This is a genomic window from Variovorax sp. V15 (assembly GCF_041154425.1).
Classification (GTDB): domain Bacteria; phylum Pseudomonadota; class Gammaproteobacteria; order Burkholderiales; family Burkholderiaceae_C; genus Variovorax; species Variovorax guangxiensis.
In genome coordinates this window covers 3,952,009-3,969,057 of the sequence record NZ_AP028659.1, presented here as the reverse complement: position 1 = coordinate 3,969,057, position 17,049 = coordinate 3,952,009, and the positions used below count along the sequence as shown (strand labels likewise).

Genomic DNA, 17,049 nt, shown 5'->3' with positions numbered 1-17,049 from the left:
CAGCACGCCACTTGCTGGCGCGAAGCCGCCGGCGCGGTGCCGGTGTCATCACGGAGGAAAGTTTCCAATGAGTGCATCCCAAAATCTTGAAGCGGCAGCCGAAGACATTGCAAGCGACGTGCGCGGCGTGCTGGCGAGCAAGGACCTGGATTCGGTTCCCCACATCAAGGCGCTGCGCCAGCGCATCGACACCAAGCTGGCCATCGCACGCGAACTCGCGGCGGAGAAGAGCAAGCTCGCCGCCAAGAAGGCCCGCGAAGCGGCCAGCTCCGCCAACGCCTACGCCCACGACGAACCATGGCAGATCGCCGGCGCCGCATTGGCCGTCGGCGTGCTGGTGGGCCTGCTGCTTGGCCGCCGCTGACCCGGTAGTGCACGGCAGCAGCGGCGTTCCCGTTCACCCGGGCATGACAGGGACCAGCCGATGAGGCTGCTTTCCCTGTTCGGACTGAACGCCCGCATCCGTCGGCTGCGCATCGCCGCGGCCGAGGGCGCCCTGGCGGCCGAGGACCGGGTGCAACTGCTGCGCATGGCCTGGGAAGACGAGAAGCAGCGGCTAAAGCTGATGCTCGTCCTCGGCCTGGCCGTGCTGGGGCTGACCACGGTCACGGTGGCTCTGCTGTCCGTGGCGGTGGTGGTGAACTTCTGGGACACGCCTCACCGCGTCACCGCCGCATGGTCGGTGGCTGGCGTCTGGATCGCGCTCTGGCTGGCGGCCGTCATCGGGCTGCTGCTGACCCTGCGCAATGCGTCCAACAGTTTCGTGCCTGCTCGCCGGGAGTTCGAGCGTGACTGGGCCTGGGCCCAGGAGCGTTTCGGCCTCGGCAAGGACCCAGGGGAGGACGAGGAAGCACCGCGCCGCGTCCGCCGTCCGGCCACGCGCGAAGAACTGCTTGCTCGCATGGAGATCCAGCGCCAGCGCATCGCGACGATGCAGGGCGGGCGCGAGACTCAGCCCGCGCCCGAGGCGGATGCCCCTCCGCCCAACGAGTCCGCCGCCGCTGCCGCGCTGCGCATCGCGCGTGCGCACCCGGTGGCCACCGGCGTCGTCGCGGCGGCTGCCGTGGTGGTGATCCGGCCGAAGCGTCTGCTGCGCTGGGCTGCGGTCATTGCGCCAGTGCTCTGGCGCATGCGCTGAGAGACTGAAGAGAAAAGGCGCTCAGGCCTTGCTGCCGCGATCGTGCAGCAGCGCCTGGGCCGCTTCGCGGACCAGCGCCGGGCCGCGATAGATCAGGCCGGTGTAGATCTGCACCACGTCCGCGCCTGCGGCGATCTTCGCCTTGGCGTCGGCGCCGCTGAGGATGCCCCCCACGCCGATGATCGGAAAGCCCGCTCCCAGCGCCGCACGCAGCTGCGCGACCACGCGGTTGCTCGCCTCGCGCACCGGTGCGCCCGACAGGCCTCCCGCTTCCTCCGCATGAGGCAAGCCCTTTACCGCATCGCGCGCCAGCGTGGTGTTGGTTGCGATCACGCCGTCCATGCCGTGGCGCTTGAGCGTGGCTGCGATCACCGAGACCTGTGCTTCGTCGAGGTCGGGCGCGATCTTCACGAAGAGCGGCGAGCGCTTGCCGCCATGGCGCGTGGTCAGGGTTTCGCGCCGATCGGCCACTGCGCCGAGCAGGGCGTCGAGGGCTTCGTCGCTCTGAAGCGAGCGCAGGTTGGCGGTGTTGGGGCTGGAGATGTTGATCGTCACGTAGTCGGCATGCGGGTACACGCCGTCGAGGCAGGCCAGGTAGTCGTCCACCGCGCGCTCGATGGGCGTGGCGGCGTTCTTGCCGATGTTGAGGCCCAGCAGCATCGGCGACTTGGCACTGCTGGCGTTCTTGCGGAAGCGTGCCTTCTGCACGTTGGCCAGGAAGGCGTCCAGCCCCTCGTTGTTGAAGCCCAGCCGGTTGATCAGCGCGTCGCGCTGGGGCAGCCGGAACATGCGCGGCTTGGGGTTGCCCGGCTGGGCCTTCGGCGTCACCGTACCGACCTCGACGAAGCCGAAGCCCATGGCGGAGAAGGCGTCGATGCAGCGGGCGTTCTTGTCCAGCCCGGCCGCCAGGCCCACGCGGTTGGGAAAGGTCAGGCCGGCGAGCTCGACGGGATCGTCGACGCGCGGTGCCGAATAGGCGCAGGCCAGGGGAGTGTTCTGGGTGCGCGCCAGCCCGTCCAGCGTGATTTCATGGGCGGTTTCGGGGTCGAAGCCGAACAGGAAGGGGCGGGCCAGGCCGTAGAGCGAGGAGGGCATCAGCAGGGGCATCGGATAATTCGGGGCTTCAATGAGCCAAGGATTGTCCGTGATGACCGCACCCGCCTCCCCAACCCCCTCCAAACCGCTTTCCCAGGACGAACTCAAGGCCCAGGTCGGCCGTGCCGCGCTGGCCTACGTGGTCAAGGGCGAAATCGTCGGTGTCGGTACCGGATCGACGGTGAACAAGTTCATCGACGCGCTGGCCACGATCAAGGACGAGATCAAGGGCGCCGTCTCCAGCTCGGTCGCCTCGACCGAACGCCTGCGCGCGCTGGGCATTCCGGTGTTCGACAGCAACGAGGTTGAGGAACTGTCGGTCTACATCGACGGCGCCGACGAGATCGATCACCGCGGTTTCATGGTCAAGGGGGGCGGCGCCGCGCTCACGCGCGAGAAGATCGTCGCGGCGCAATCGCGCAAGTTCGTCTGCATTGCAGATGAGTCGAAGCTGGTGCAGGTGCTGGGCGCCTTCCCGCTGCCGGTGGAGGTGATCCCGATGGCCGCGCAACGCGTGATGCGCCAGTTCGCGGCCATGGGCGGCATCGCCCAGGTGCGCGAGAAGGACGGCCTGCCGCTGGTCACCGACAACGGCCAGCACATCGTCGACGTGACGGGGCTGCGCATCACCGATCCGCTGGCGTTCGAGTCGACCGTGAGCCAATGGCCGGGCGTGGTGACGGTCGGCGTCTTCGCGCACCAGAAGGCCGACGTGTGCCTGCTGGGCACCGCGGCCGGCGTGAAGACGATGGAGTTCGCGGGCTGAGGTTGAAGCCCAGGCCGTGGGGGCCTAGAACTTGATGCCGGCCGGGTTGCTTGGCGTCGGCTCGCTCGAGGCCGGAGGCGGTGGTGCGGGTTGCGCGGCCGGGGCGGGCGCTTCGGCCCCCCGGGGCGCCGGCGTCGCCTGCTGAGCCACCAGCGGCCGGACCGGGCCGTTGCGGTAGCCCGCGGGCAGGCTGTTGCTCTTGGGATAGCCGGCCGCGTCGAGGTACTGCGACCATTCCACGTCCGAGAAGCCCTTGAGCTGCTGCGAACCGATCGTCAGCAGCGGCAACGCATTCTGGTTGCTCAGGCGCTGCAGGGCTTCGATGTCCGCGTTGCTCTTGACGGTGCGCTCCTCGAAAGGAATGCCGCGCGTCGTGAGCAGGGTGCGCGCCGCGCCGCAGGGGCCGCATTCGTCCCCGCTGTAGAGGGTGACGGGATAGCGCTGCGCCACCTGGCGCAGTTCATAGGGCAGGCCGGCGGCGTTGGCGCCGGAAGGGGCCGTCGCGCCTTGCTGGCCGGCCGACGCCGGCTCGGTGCTCGCGCTCGGGGCGCGGTCGGAGAAGGTGACCTTGCCGTTCTTGTCCACCTGGCGGTAGATGGGTTGCGCCATCGCGCCCGCGGCAACGAGCACGAGGGCAAGGCCGGTCAGGCGATGCAATGGTGAGATTTTGTAAATCGTATGCATCGCCCGAGTATCGCAAGCTTCAGCGCCGCATCAAGCGGGCTGGGCCTGCGCCATGCCCTGGTGTCGCAGCAGCGCATCAAGCTGGGGCTCGCGGCCGCGGAACGCCTTGAACGAGTCCATCGCGCTGCGGCTGCCGCCAGCCTCCAGGATGGCCTGGCGGTACTTGCGGCCGGTCTCGATGTTCGGTTCGCCGTCGGCGCCCACGGTTTCCTCGAAGGCCGCGTAGGCATCGGCGCTCAGCACCTCGGCCCACTTGTAGCTGTAGTAGCCGGCCGCATAGCCGCCCGCGAAGATGTGGCTGAACGTGTTCGGTGTACGGCTGAAGGGCGGCGACGGCATCACCGCGACTTCGGCACGCACGCGGCCCAGCAGGGCCATCACTTCGCCGGGCTTGGCGTTGGCGGCGCGGTACTCGGTGTGCAGCAGCATGTCGAACAGCGAGAACTCGATCTGGCGCAGCGTCTGCAGGCCGCTCTGGAAGTTCTTCGCGGCCGTCATCTTGTCGAAGAGGGCGCGCGGCAGCGGCTCGCCGGTGTCGACGTGGGCCGTCATGTGCTTGAGCACGTCCCACTCCCAGCAGAAGTTCTCCATGAACTGGCTCGGCAGCTCGACCGCATCCCATTCGACGCCGCTGATGCCCGAGACGTCGCGCTCGTTCACCTGCGTGAGCATGTGGTGCAGGCCATGGCCGAACTCGTGGAAGAGGGTGGTCACGTCGTCATGCGTGAGAAGCGGCGGCTTGCCATCGACGCCGCTGGCGAAGTTGCACACCAGCTGAGCGACGGGCGTCTGCAGCACGCCGTTGTCGGGGCGCAGCCAGCGGGCGCGCACGTCGTCCATCCAGGCACCGCCGCGCTTGGCTGCACGGGCGGAGGGGTCGAGGTAGAACTGGCCGACCTTCTGGCCGGCGCGCTCGATGCGATAGAACTCCACGCTCGGGTGCCAGGTGGGCGCCGAGTCGCGGCGGATCGACACCTCGAACAGCGTCTCGACGATCTTGAACAGGCCGGCCATGACCTTCGGCGCCGGGAAGTACTGCTTCACCTCCTGCTCGCTGAAGGCATAGCGCGCCTCCTTGAGCTTCTCGCCGATGTAGCTCCAGTCCCAGGGCTGCGGATCGGTGATGCTCAGCTGCTCGGCCGCGAAGACGCGCAGGTCGGCAAGGTCGCGCTCGCCGTAGGGCTTGGCCTTGGCAGCGAGGTCGCGCAGGAACTTCACGACCTGCTCGGGCGACTCGGCCATCTTCGGCACGACCGACAGCTCGCCGTAGTTCTTGTAGCCCAGCAGCCCGGCTTCTTCCTCGCGCAGCGCGAGGATCTCGGTGATGAGGGAGGTGTTGTCGAAGGCCGTATCGCCGAACTCGCTGGCTCGAGTGACGTAGGCGCGATAGAGCTTCTCGCGCAGCGCGCTGCTCTTTGCGAACTGCATCACCGGCAGGTAGCAGGGCATCTTCAGCGTGAGCTTGTAGCCTTCCTTGCCGTCGGCCTCGGCGGCCGCGCGCGCGGCGCTCACCACATCCTCGGGCACGCCTTCGAGCTCACCGAGAGCGGCGTAGTAGGCGAAGGCGTCGGTCGCGTCGAGTGCGTTCTCGCTGAACTTCTGGCTCAGCTCGGCCAGGCGTTCTTGGATGTCGGCGAAGCGCTTCTTGGCCTCGCCCTGCAGCTCGGCCCCGCCCAGCACGAAGTTGCGCACCGCATTGCTGTGGGCCTGGCGCTGCTCGGCATTGAGCGTCGTGGCGTCGATGGCCTTGTACTTGGCGTACAGGCGCTCGTCGGAGCCCAGGCGGGTCCAGAAGGCGGTAACGCGCGGCATGGCCTCGTTGTAGGCGGCGCGCAGCTCGGGCGTGTCGGCCACGGCGTTGAGGTGGCCGACGGCGCCCCAGGCGCGGCTGAAGCGCTCGGAAGCCACGTCGAGCACCTTGGAGATCGCGTTCCAGTCAGCGGGAAAGTCGGGCGCGGTGACGGTCTGCAGCGCGGCCTCGGCATCGGCCAGCAGTGCATCGACGGCAGGAGCGACGTGCTCGGGCTTGACTCGGTCGAACAGCGGGAGATCGGTGAAATCGAGAAGCGGGTTGGTCATATGGGGGATCCTGTTCGAACGTGGCGAGACCATTTTTCGGGGGCCACCGCGGAACCGGCTCTGCCGGGCCGCCGGTGGCGCCCCTCGAGGGGGAGGCGGCTACACGAAGTGAGCAAGCAACGGGGTGGTTCTCATGTTGCGGCGCGCTCGGCCGCTTCAAGGGTGTTGACCAGCAGCATGGCGCGCGTCATCGGGCCGACGCCGCCGGGCACGGGCGTGATCCAGCCGGCCACTTCCTTCACGCCGTCGAAGTCGACATCGCCGGCGAGCTTGCCGTCGGCCTTGCGGTTCATACCCACGTCGATGACGACCGCGCCAGGCTTCACCATGTCGGCAGTCAGCAGGTCGAGCTTGCCCACCGCGGCGACGATCACGTCGGCCTGGCGCGTGATGGCGCCCAGGTCCTTGGTGGCGCTGTGGCAGATGGTCACGGTGGCGCTCTTGGCGAGCAGCATCATCGCCATCGGCTTGCCGACGATGTTGCTGCGGCCGATGACCACCGCATGCTTGCCGCGCAGGTCGTAGCCGATGGATTCGAGCATCTTCATGCAGCCGTGCGGCGTGCAGGGCCAGAAACCAGGAGCGCCGGTCATCAGCGCGCCGGCGCTGGCGACGTGGAAGCCGTCGACGTCCTTGGCCGGAGAAATCGTCTCGATGACTTTCTGACTGTCCATGTGCTTGGGCAGCGGCAGCTGCACCAGGATGCCGTGCACCTTCGGGTCGTCGTTGAGCGTGCGGATGCGGGCCAGCAAGTCGGCCTCGCTCATGTCGGCGGGGTAGGTCTCCAGCGTGGCGTCGAGGCCGGTCTGCGCGCTGTCGTTGACCTTGTGCTTGGTATAGACCTGGCTGGCCGGGTCCTCGCCCACGAGGATGATGGAAAGGGCAGGGTTCACGCCACGGGCCTTGAGCGCCGCGGTGCGGCCGGCAACTTCGGCGCGGATGGTTTTGGCGAGGGCGTTGCCGTCGATCAGTTGGGCGGTCATCGGTTTCGATTTTCCAAGTAAAAACGCCCGCTTTCGCAGGCGTGGGGTTCATTCGTCGCTATCGGGCGGATAGCTGTTTCTAGGCCTTGGCTGCTGGCGCCGCCTGCCCCAGCGCGATCTTGAGCAGATCGGCCACGGTGTTGGCGTTGAGCTTTTCCATGATGTTGGCGCGATGCGCCTCGACCGTCTTGATGCTGATGCCCAGGTCGTCGGCGATCTGCTTGTTCAGGCGGCCGGCGACGATGCGTTCGAGCACCTGCGCCTCGCGGCCCGTGAGCTTGGACAGCAGCGCGTCGCGGCTGGCCGACTGCTGGTGCTGCGTGAAGGCGCCGCGCGCATGTTCGAGCATGCGCTCGACCAGCGTGACGAGTTCCTCGTCGTTGAAGGGCTTCTGGATGAAGTCCATCGCGCCCTTCTTCATGCTGTCGACAGCCATCGGCACGTCGCCGTGGCCGGTGATGACCACGATCGGCAGCGGGGAGCGTCGCTCGATGAGCCGGTCCTGCAGTTCAAGGCCGGTCATGCCCGCCATGCGGATGTCGACGATCAGACAGGCGACTTCGCGCGGGTCGTATCGGGAGAGAAAGGATTCGGCGGAATCGAAACAGCGGACTCTGTAGTCCTTGCCTTCGAGCAGCCATTGTAGCGAATCGCGTACGGCTTCGTCGTCGTCGACGACATAGACCGTGCCCTTCTTCGGAATCAAACTCATGCAGGTACCTTTGCCTCGTCGCTAGCTACGGAACTGATAGCGTCCAACACCGGAATCCAGAAGGAAAAACGGCATCCGATCACATCCGGGCCATTGTAGATGTTCTCCGCCTGCATCCGGCCGCGGTGCGACTCGACGATGGTGCGGCACAAATTGAGCCCGATGCCCATGCCCTCGGGCTTGGTGGAGAAGAAGGCTTCGTAGAGCCGGTCCATCACTTCCGGGGCCAGGCCCTTGCCGGTGTCCTGCACCGAGAACTCGATGGCGTTGTGCCCCTCGATCACCTTGGGCAGCACCCGCAATTCCACGCTGCGGCGCGCCAGCGGGCGGTCGGCGAGGTCGATGGATTCGGCGGCATTCTTGAGCAGGTTGACCATCACCTGCTCGATGAGGATCGGGTCGACCCGCACCACCGGCAGCCGCGCCGCCACGTAGTGGTTAAGGCGCACGTTGCGCCGGCGCAGCTCGATGCCGGCGAGCTCGACGGCCTCGCTCACCATGGTGGCCACGTCGGCCGGCGTGCGGTTGGGCTCGCTGCGCTTCACGAAGGAGCGGATGCGCTGGATGATCTGGCCCGCGCGCTGGGCCTGCTTCGATGTCTTCTCGAGCGCGGCGAGCAGGGCGTCGTTGTCGATCGACTGGCCCTTGATGCGCGACATCATCCCGTTGCAGTAGTTGGTGATGGCGGTCAGCGGCTGGTTGAGCTCGTGCGCCACGCTGGAGGCCATCTCGCCCATGGTGATGAGGCGGCTGGCGGCCTGGGCCTTGTCGGCCTGCGCGGCAGCCTGCTCCTCGGCGTCGCGGCGCGGCGTGATGTCGGTGGCGATCACCAGCTGCGCGAGGCGGCCGTCCACCCAGGTCAGGTAGCGCGAGCGCACTTCGAGCCACTTGCCGAGGTGGGGCACGAAGATCTCGTTGTTGGCGGTCTGCGCGGCGGTGAGGGTGTCGATCGGCAGGCCGGCGTATGGGTCGACGTCGTCCAGGCCCTCGTCGTGCGCGTTCGACGCCGGCACGCCGGCCTGCGCGACCATGCCGAGGTGGCCCACGGTGTCCGAACCGAACCAGAGCCGGTACAGCTTGTTGGCGAAGAGCAGTTCCTCGCTGCCGATGGGAGCCACCGACACGGCCGCGTCGAGCGCTTCCAGCACGGTGGTGAAGCGCTCGTAGGAGGCCGAGAGCTGCTCGCGGATGCGCGTGGGCTCGGTGATGTCGGTCATCGACGTCATCCAGCCGGTCTGGTGGCCGCGCGCGTCGATCAGCGGCGAGACGTAGAGGCGCGCGTTGAACACGCTGCCGTTCTTGCGCTTCACCCGCACCTGGAAGCCGCCGGGCAGGGCGCGGCCGTGCAGTTCTTCTTCAAGCCGCTCGTTCATCACCTCGCGGTCTGATTCGAGCCAGTAGGGGAAGGGCGGCGACTGGCCGACCAGTTCTTCCTCGCTCCAGCCGGTCATGGCGCAGAAGGCGGCGTTGACGTAGGTGATGCGGCCCTGCAGGTCGAGCACGCGCATGCCGGTGAGCATGGAGTTCTCCATCGCCCGGCGGAAGTTGGTCTCGGCCACCAGCCGCTGCTGCGCCTGCAGCCGCCGACGCGTGTGGCGCCAGGTGCCGATCAGCATCCAGCTCGTGAGCACGCTCAGCGCGCAGACCAGCCAGAAGAGCCCGTTGCCGACCACGCCCTGCGAAGTGCGGTAGGCCTGAGCCCGCAGCACCAGCGCATTGCCGACGGGCGACACCGGCACTTCATATTCGTTGGTGCGCTCCGACCAGGGCAGCAGGCGCGTGCCGCTTTCCTTCAGGTTGGCGGTGTTGCCGGCGATCACATGCCCCTTGGCGTCGAGCAGCGACACCGCGTAGCGCGCCTGCACCTCGGACGGCATGCCGTAGCGCAGCAGGCCGTCGACCGAGAACTCGCCCAGCACCACGCCGGCGAACAGGCCCTGGTCGAAAAGGGGAATGTGCAACTGCAGCATCGCCGGCGGGTCTCCGCCGGCCACGGGCTGCGAGAAGACGGGCTGGCGCAGTTCGCGGGCCAGCGCATAGTTGCTCTCGATGTCGCCAGGGCGCAGCACGTCGCCGATCAGGTGCTGCTGCGCCGGGTGCACGCTGGGCGCCGCGTAGCCTGCCTTGAAGCGGCGGCGGTCGTCGATCCAGGTGATGGTCTGCAGCTCTGGGAACTGGCTCACCAGCGACTCGGCGCGGCTGGTGAATTCGATCGGGTCGATCTCGCGGTTGGAGGCGTCGCGCGCGATGCGCATCAGCTGTTCCTGGCGCTCGAGCAGCCGCAGGCGCATGCGCTGCTGCGCGTATTCGACGTCGCGGCGCACCGATTCCTGCTCGCGCTCGACCTCCTCGGTGCGCAGGTACCAGAAGGCGGAAACGATGGCGGCGAGGAACAGCAGCACGGCCGCCATCGGCGCGAGCATGGCGACCGCATCCTGCAGCACCGGGGTCTGGCGTCGCCACCACCTGCGCCACCAGGACAGCGGCGAGGCGTTCACGGCACTGCGGGCAACCGCCAGCGGGGAGGAGAGAGGCATGGGGCGGATTCTAGGCTTGCCCCCTCGGCTTGCCATGTCCCGTGCGGACATCCGTTCCTGATCTGATTTCTTTTGAATTTCACATTGAAAAATCAATGAGCACTATTTGAAATTGCGATGTTTCTATGAGAAACTCCGCCGCGTTCGCTGCACAGCGCACTTAAATTACTGCCACAGCCCTAAAAGGAGACACAAGCATGTCGGCAAATCCCGAGAACCTGTTCGGCTCGGCCGCTAACGACGCGGACGCCCAGGAGACCCGTGAATGGATGGATGCACTGTCTTCCGTCATCCAGAGCGAGGGGCCTGAGCGGGCTCACTTCCTTCTCGAGCAGCTGCTCGAACATGCCCGCCAGAACACGGTCGACATGCCGTTCTCGGCCAACACCGGCTACGTCAACACCATCGAACCCTCGCAGGAAGCCCGAAGCCCCGGCAACCTCGAGATCGAACAGCGCCTGCGCGCCTACATGCGCTGGAACGCGATGGCCATGGTGGTCAAGGCCAACCGCCACCATCCGGCAGAAGGCGGCGACCTGGGCGGCCACATCGGCTCCTTCGCTTCGCTGGCCAGCATGTTCGGAGCCGGCTTCAACCACTTCTGGCACGCCGAGAGCGAGAACCACGGCGGCGACCTGCTCTACATCCAGGGCCACGTCTCTCCCGGCATCTACGCCCGCGCCTACCTCGAAGGCCGCCTCTCCGAAGAGCAGCTGCTCAATTTCCGCCAGGAAGTCGACGGCAAGGGCCTCTCCAGCTACCCCCACCCCAAGCTGATGCCGGAGTTCTGGCAGTTCCCCACCGTGTCGATGGGCCTGGGCCCGCTGATGGCGATCTACCAGGCGCGCTTCCTCAAGTACCTGCACGCACGCGGCATCGCCAACACCGAGAACCGCAAGGTCTGGGTTTTCTGCGGCGACGGTGAAATGGACGAGGTCGAATCGCTGGGCGCCATCGGCCTGGCGGCGCGCGAGAACCTCGACAACCTGATATTCGTCATCAACTGCAACCTGCAGCGCCTCGATGGCCCGGTGCGCGGCAACGGCAAGATCATCCAGGAGCTCGAAGGCGAGTTCCGCGGCGCCAACTGGAACGTCGTCAAGCTGGTCTGGGGCAAGGGCTGGGACGCCCTGCTCGAGAAGGACCACGACGGCGCGCTGCGCAAGATCATGATGGAGTGCAACGACGGCGACTACCAGTCGTTCAAGGCCAACGACGGCGCCTACGTCCGCAAGAACTTCTTCGGCCGCGATCCGCGCACGCTGAAGATGGTCGAGCACATGACCGACGACGAGATCTGGAACCTGCAGCGCGGCGGCCACGACTCGCAGAAGGTGTATGCCGCCTTCCACGCCGCCCAGAACCACAAGGGCCAGCCCACAGTGCTGCTCGTGAAGACCGTCAAGGGCTTCGGCATGGGCAAGATCGGCGAGGGCAAGAACACGGTCCACCAGACCAAGAAGCTCGGCGACGAGGACATCAAGGCCTTCCGCGACCGCTTCAACATCCCGATTCCCGACAGCCAGATCGCCGAGCTGCCGTTCTACAAGCCGGCCGACGACACGCCGGAAATGAAGTACCTGCATGAGCGCCGCAAGGCCCTGGGCGGCTACCTGCCGCACCGCCGCGTGAAGAGCGACGAGAGCTTCACCGTGCCCGCGCTCGACACCTTCAAGGCGGTGCTCGAACCCACGGCCGAAGGCCGCGAGATCTCGACCACCCAGGCCTACGTGCGCTTCCTCACGCAACTGCTGCGCGACAAGGCGCTCGGCCCGCGCGTCGTGCCCATTCTGGTGGATGAGGCCCGCACCTTCGGCATGGAAGGCCTGTTCCGCCAGGTCGGCATCTACAACCCGCACGGTCAGCAGTACACCCCGGTCGACAAGGACCAGGTCATGTACTACAAGGAAGACAAGGCCGGCCAGATCCTGCAGGAAGGCATCAACGAAGCCGGCGGCATGTCGAGCTGGATCGCTGCCGCGACCTCGTACAGCACGAACAACCGCATCATGGTGCCGTTCTACGTGTACTACTCGATGTTCGGCTTCCAGCGCATCGGCGACCTGGCATGGGCTGCCGGCGACATGCAGGCGCGCGGCTTCCTGCTGGGCGGCACCTCGGGGCGCACCACGCTGAACGGCGAAGGCCTGCAGCACGAAGACGGCCACAGCCACATCCTGGCCAACACCATCCCGAACTGCGTGAGCTACGACCCGACCTTCGCGCACGAAGTCGGCGTCATCCTGCACCATGGCTTGAAGCGGATGGTCGAGAAGCAGGACAACGTCTACTACTACCTGACGCTGCTCAACGAGAACTACGCGATGCCCGGCCTCCAGCCCGGCACCGAAGAGCAGATCATCAAGGGCATGTACCTGTCGAAGCAGGGCCCCGCGCTGAAGGCCAAGGCACCCACGGTGCAACTGCTGGGCAGCGGCACGATCCTGCGCGAGAGCTTTGCCGCGCAGGAGCTGCTCGAGAAGGACTGGGGCGTGTCGGCTTCGGTGTGGAGCTGCCCGAGCTTCAATGAGCTGACCCGCGACGGCCAGGACGCCGACCGCTGGAACCTGCTGCACCCCGACCAGACCCCGCGCGTTCCCTTCGTGGCCGAGCAGCTGGGCGCCACGACCGGCCCGGTGGTGGCATCGACCGACTACATGAAGGCCTATGCCGAGCAGATCCGTCCCTTCGTGCCGAAGGGCCGCAACTACAAGGTGCTGGGCACCGACGGCTTTGGCCGCAGCGACTTCCGCAACAAGCTGCGCGAGCACTTCGAGGTCAACCGCCACTACATCGTGGTGGCGGCGCTCAAGGCGCTGAGCGAAGATGGCACCGTGCCGGTGGCCAAGGTGGTGGAAGCGATCAAGAAGTACGGCATCAATGTCGACAAGGTCAACCCGCTCTACGCCTGATCCCCAATCAACAACCAATCAACGAACGAACGGCGCCTGACGGCGGGAGACAACGATATGGCAGCAGTGGAAGTGAAGGTGCCGGACATCGGCGATTTCGATGAAGTCGCGGTGATCGAGGTGCTCGTGAAGGTGGGCGACACGGTGAAGGCCGAGCAGTCACTCATCACGGTCGAATCGGACAAGGCGTCGATGGAGATCCCGTCGTCGGCCGCCGGTGTGGTCAAGGAACTGAAGGTCGAAGTCGGCAGCAAGGTCAAGGAAGGCTCGGTGGTGCTCGTGCTCGAAGCCGAGGGAGCGGGTGCCGCGGCGGCACCGGCGCCCGCCGCGGCACCGGCAGCAGCGGCACCGGCTCCTGCACCCGCTGCTGCGGCCCCTGCGCCGGCAACTCCGGCGGCTTCGGGCCCGGTCGAGGTCAAGGTGCCCGACATCGGCGACTTCAAGGACGTCGCCGTCATCGAAGTGCTGGTGAAGCCGGGCGACACGATCAAGGCCGAGCAGTCGCTGATCACGGTCGAGTCGGACAAGGCCTCGATGGAGATCCCATCGTCGGCCGCCGGCGTGCTCAAGGAACTCAAGGTCAAGGTCGGCGACACGGTCAACATCGGCGACCTGATCGCCGTGCTCGAAGGCGCGGCCGGTGCGGCCGCACCGGCGCCTGCGCAGGCAGCCGCAGCTCCTGCAGCCGCCACGGCGAGCGCTCCCGCCCCGGCAGCCCCGTCACCGGCGCCCGCAGCAGCAGCCCCGGCCCACAACCCGACGGCCGCTCCCAGCGGCAACCTGCCGCATGCCTCTCCCTCGGTGCGCAAGTTCGCCCGCGAGCTTGGCGTGCCGCTCGAGGAGGTCAAGGGCTCCGGTCCCAAGGGCCGCATCACGCAGGAAGACATCCAGAACTTCACCAAGGCCGTGATGAGCGGCCAGGCCAGCACCAAGGCCTCGGCGGCCAAGGCGCCGGCCGGTGGCGGCGGTGGCGACGGCGCGGCGCTGGGCCTCATCCCGTGGCCCAAGGTCGACTTCACCAAGTTCGGCACGGTCGAGCGCAAGGAGCTGTCGCGCATCAAGAAGCTCAGCGGCGCGAACCTGCACCGCAACTGGGTGATGATCCCGCACGTCACCAACAACGACGAGGCCGACATCACCGAGCTCGAAGCCTTCCGCGTCTCCACCAACAAGGAGAACGAGAAGTCGGGCGTGAAGGTGACGATGCTGGCCTTCGTCATCAAGGCGGTGGTCGCGGCCCTGAAGAAATTCCCCGAGTTCAACACCAGCCTGGACGGCGACCAGCTCGTCTACAAGCAGTACTACCACATCGGCTTCGCGGCCGACACGCCCAACGGCCTGGTGGTGCCCGTGCTGAAGGACGCCGACAAGAAGGGCATCCTGCAGATCAGCGCCGAGATGGGCGAGCTCGCCAAGAAGGCGCGCGACGGCAAGCTCGGCTCGGCCGACATGCAGGGCGGCTGCTTCTCGATCAGCTCGCTCGGCGGCATCGGCGGCACGCACTTCACGCCGATCATCAACGCGCCCGAAGTGGCCATCCTCGGCCTCTCGAAGAGCGCGATGAAGCCGGTGTGGGACGGCAAGCAGTTCGTGCCGCGCCTGACGCTGCCGCTGTCGCTGTCGTACGACCACCGCGTGATCGACGGCGCCCTGGCTGCGCGTTTCAACGCCTACCTGGGCCAGGTGCTCGCGGACTACCGTCGAATCCTCCTATGACCACGGTAGTGGCCGTCCGCAAGGGCGGCCAGGTCACGATGGCAGCGGATTCTCTGGTGACCTTCGGCGACACGCGGCTCTCGCACCGCGCCGAGACGAACCAGAAGATCTTCACCGTCGAGGACGCGGCGGGCACCAGCCTGTTCGCCCTGGCCGGCGCCGCCGCGCACTTCCTGGTGCTGCAGCACGCGCTGGCCGCGCAGCCGCGCGAGCAGCTGCTGTTCGGCAGCAAGCACGAGATATTCCGCACCTTCACGATGCTGCATCCGGTGCTCAAGGACTCGTTCTTCATGCAGACCAAGGAAGACGACCACGAGCCCTACGAGTCGAGCCAGTTCACGATGCTGATGGCCAACCACAGCGGCATCTACGGCATCTACAGCTACCGCGAGGTGTTCGAGTTCAAGGAGTTCTGGGCCATCGGCTCGGGACGCAGCTTTGCGCTCGGCGCCATGCACGCGGCCTATGACATCAAGTCGCGCACTTCGCGCGAAGTGGCGGAGGCGGGGATCGCCGCCGCCTGCGAATTCGATCGCAATTCGGCCCCACCGGTCGACGTTCTCACACTCAAACTGAAAGTGTCCAAATGAGCGAACAACAAATCAAGGTGCCCGACATCGGCGACTTCGACGAAGTCGCGGTCATCGAGGTGCTGGTCAACGTCGGAGACACGGTCAAGGCCGAGCAGTCGCTGATCACGGTCGAATCGGACAAGGCCTCGATGGAGATTCCGTCGTCCGCCGCCGGCGTGGTGAAGTCGCTCGCGGTGAAGGTGGGCGACAAGGTCAGCGAAGGTTCGGTGGTGCTGACGCTGGAAGTCGACGGTGCCGCGGCACCCGCGCCCGCCGCGGCTGCCCCTGCCCCGGCTGCTGCCGCTCCCGCGGCGAAGGCTGCAGCACCCGCACCGGCCCCTGCCGCGCCGGCCGTGGCCGTGTCCAGCTACGGCGGCAAGGTCGACGTCGAGTGCGACGTGATCGTGCTTGGCGCCGGCCCCGGCGGCTACTCGGCCGCCTTCCGTGCCGCCGACCTCGGCCTGAAGGTCGTGCTGATCGAACGCTACGCCACCCTCGGCGGCGTGTGCCTGAACGTCGGCTGCATCCCGTCGAAGGCGCTGCTGCACGTGGCTTCCGTCATGGACGAGGTCAAGCACTTCGCCGACCTCGGCGTGAGCTTCGGCGCGCCCACGGTCGACCGCGCCAAGCTGCTCGGCCACAAGAACAAGGTGGTGGGCAAGCTCACCAGCGGCCTCACCGCCATGGCCAAGATGCGCAAGGTGACGGTGCTGCGCGGCGTCGGCAACTTCATCGACCCTCACCACATCGAGGTCGAGGAAACCTCCGGCACCAGCTGGGACACCACCGGCAGCAAGCAGACCGTCAAGTTCCGCAGCGCGATCATCGCGGCCGGCTCGCAGGCCGTGAGCCTGCCCTTCATGCCGAAGGACCCGCGCGTGGTCGACTCGACCGGTGCGCTGGAAATGGGCACCGACCCCAAGCGCATGCTGATCCTGGGCGGCGGCATCATCGGCCTCGAAATGGGCACGGTGTATTCCACGCTGGGCGCGCGCCTGGACGTGGTCGAAATGCTCGACGGCCTGATGCAGGGCGCGGATCGCGACCTGGTGAAGGTCTGGCAGAAGATGAACGCGCCGCGCTTCGACAACATCATGCTCAAGACCAAGACGGTTGGCGCCGAGGCCACGAAGGAAGGCATCAAGGTCACCTTCGAGGGCGAGAACGCCCCGAAGGAGCCGCAGGTGTACGACCTGGTGCTGCAGGCTGTGGGCCGCAGCCCCAACGGCAAGAAGATCGGCGCCGAGAAGGCCGGCGTGACGGTGAGCGACCGCGGCTTCATCCCGGTCGACATCCAGATGCGCACCAACGTCCCGCACATCTTCGCCATCGGCGACATCGTGGGCCAGCCCATGCTGGCGCACAAGGCGGTGCACGAGGCGCACGTGGCGGCCGAAGTCATCGCCGGCGAGCTCAAGGGCGACAAGGAGCTGTCGAGCGCGGCCTTCAACGCCCGCGTGATCCCGAGCGTGGCCTACACCGACCCCGAAGTGGCGTGGGTCGGCCTGACCGAAGACCAGGCGAAGGCCGAAGGCATCAAGGTCAAGAAGGGCCATTTCCCGTGGACGGCTTCGGGCCGCGCCATCGCCAACGGCCGCGACGAAGGCTTCACCAAGCTGCTGTTCGACGCCGAGACACACCGCATCCTGGGTGGCGGCATCGTCGGCACGCATGCCGGCGACATGCTGGGCGAGATTGCGCTGGCCATCGAGATGGGCGCGGACGAAATCGACATCGGCAAGACCATCCATCCGCACCCGACGCTGGGCGAAAGCATCGGCATGGCGGCGGAAGTGGCGCACGGCACCTGCACGGACCTGCCGCCGCAGAAGAAGGGCTGAGAAGCCGAAAAAGA

General features: G+C 66.9%; 13 protein-coding genes. 7 read left to right on the top strand and 6 right to left on the bottom strand.

What is annotated here, in order from left to right:
• Positions 1 to 67 precede the first annotated feature (67 nt).
• Entirely contained in the window at positions 68 to 364 is a 297-nt protein-coding gene (locus tag ACAM57_RS18850) for a DUF883 family protein (RefSeq protein ID WP_125949733.1), read from the top strand.
• Between the two features lie 60 nt (positions 365 to 424).
• The gene (locus ACAM57_RS18845) at positions 425 to 1,138 is read left to right on the top strand and encodes a phage holin family protein (RefSeq protein WP_184638625.1); all 714 of its coding nucleotides are present in this window, start codon (positions 425 to 427) and stop codon (positions 1,136 to 1,138) included.
• A 21-nt stretch (positions 1,139 to 1,159) separates the two neighbouring features.
• On the opposite strand, the gene ACAM57_RS18840 is transcribed toward ACAM57_RS18845, so the two are convergent.
• A complete protein-coding gene (locus ACAM57_RS18840; protein ID WP_369658481.1) occupies positions 1,160 to 2,245 on the bottom strand; it encodes a quinone-dependent dihydroorotate dehydrogenase in 1,086 nt (361 codons plus the stop codon).
• A gap of 40 nt (positions 2,246 to 2,285) precedes the next feature.
• On the opposite strand from ACAM57_RS18840, the gene rpiA reads away from it, so the two are divergent.
• The gene (rpiA, locus tag ACAM57_RS18835; protein WP_369658480.1) at positions 2,286 to 2,999 is read left to right on the top strand and encodes a ribose-5-phosphate isomerase RpiA; all 714 of its coding nucleotides are present in this window, start codon (positions 2,286 to 2,288) and stop codon (positions 2,997 to 2,999) included.
• 24 nt (positions 3,000 to 3,023) lie between these two features.
• Here rpiA and ACAM57_RS18830 read toward each other — a convergent pair whose 3' ends face one another.
• The 5 genes from ACAM57_RS18830 to ACAM57_RS18810 all read right to left on the bottom strand — a co-directional run bounded on the left by ACAM57_RS18830 (position 3,024) and on the right by ACAM57_RS18810 (position 9,994).
• Complete coding sequence (locus ACAM57_RS18830) at positions 3,024 to 3,683, bottom strand: glutaredoxin family protein (RefSeq protein ID WP_184638619.1); 660 nt, start codon at positions 3,681 to 3,683, stop codon at positions 3,024 to 3,026.
• A gap of 30 nt (positions 3,684 to 3,713) precedes the next feature.
• A complete protein-coding gene (locus ACAM57_RS18825) occupies positions 3,714 to 5,762 on the bottom strand; it encodes a M3 family metallopeptidase (RefSeq protein WP_184638617.1) in 2,049 nt (682 codons plus the stop codon).
• A gap of 131 nt (positions 5,763 to 5,893) precedes the next feature.
• A complete protein-coding gene (gene folD, locus ACAM57_RS18820; protein ID WP_369658479.1) occupies positions 5,894 to 6,745 on the bottom strand; it encodes a bifunctional methylenetetrahydrofolate dehydrogenase/methenyltetrahydrofolate cyclohydrolase FolD in 852 nt (283 codons plus the stop codon).
• Between the two features lie 79 nt (positions 6,746 to 6,824).
• Positions 6,825 to 7,457: a response regulator transcription factor gene (locus ACAM57_RS18815; protein ID WP_012747279.1), complete on the bottom strand. Its 633-nt coding sequence runs from the start codon at positions 7,455 to 7,457 to the stop codon at positions 6,825 to 6,827.
• Positions 7,454 to 9,994 (bottom strand): PAS domain S-box protein, encoded by a 2,541-nt coding sequence (locus tag ACAM57_RS18810; protein ID WP_126018766.1) that lies wholly within the window; start codon positions 9,992 to 9,994, stop codon positions 7,454 to 7,456. The genes ACAM57_RS18815 and ACAM57_RS18810 overlap by 4 nt, the downstream gene beginning before the upstream one ends.
• A 197-nt stretch (positions 9,995 to 10,191) precedes the next feature.
• On the opposite strand from ACAM57_RS18810, the gene aceE reads away from it, so the two are divergent.
• Genes aceE through lpdA form a run of 4 tightly spaced genes read left to right on the top strand, consistent with a single transcriptional unit; the run spans position 10,192 to position 17,035 of the window.
• Complete coding sequence (gene aceE, locus ACAM57_RS18805; protein ID WP_126018769.1) at positions 10,192 to 12,906, top strand: pyruvate dehydrogenase (acetyl-transferring), homodimeric type; 2,715 nt, start codon at positions 10,192 to 10,194, stop codon at positions 12,904 to 12,906.
• A gap of 57 nt (positions 12,907 to 12,963) precedes the next feature.
• A complete protein-coding gene (gene aceF, locus ACAM57_RS18800; protein ID WP_369658478.1) occupies positions 12,964 to 14,622 on the top strand; it encodes a dihydrolipoyllysine-residue acetyltransferase in 1,659 nt (552 codons plus the stop codon).
• Complete coding sequence (locus ACAM57_RS18795; RefSeq protein ID WP_369658477.1) at positions 14,619 to 15,212, top strand: MFS transporter; 594 nt, start codon at positions 14,619 to 14,621, stop codon at positions 15,210 to 15,212. The genes aceF and ACAM57_RS18795 overlap by 4 nt, the downstream gene beginning before the upstream one ends.
• Complete coding sequence (gene lpdA, locus ACAM57_RS18790; protein WP_369658476.1) at positions 15,209 to 17,035, top strand: dihydrolipoyl dehydrogenase; 1,827 nt, start codon at positions 15,209 to 15,211, stop codon at positions 17,033 to 17,035. Before ACAM57_RS18795 ends, lpdA begins: the two co-directional genes overlap by 4 nt.
• The last annotated feature ends 14 nt before the right edge of the window (positions 17,036 to 17,049 follow it).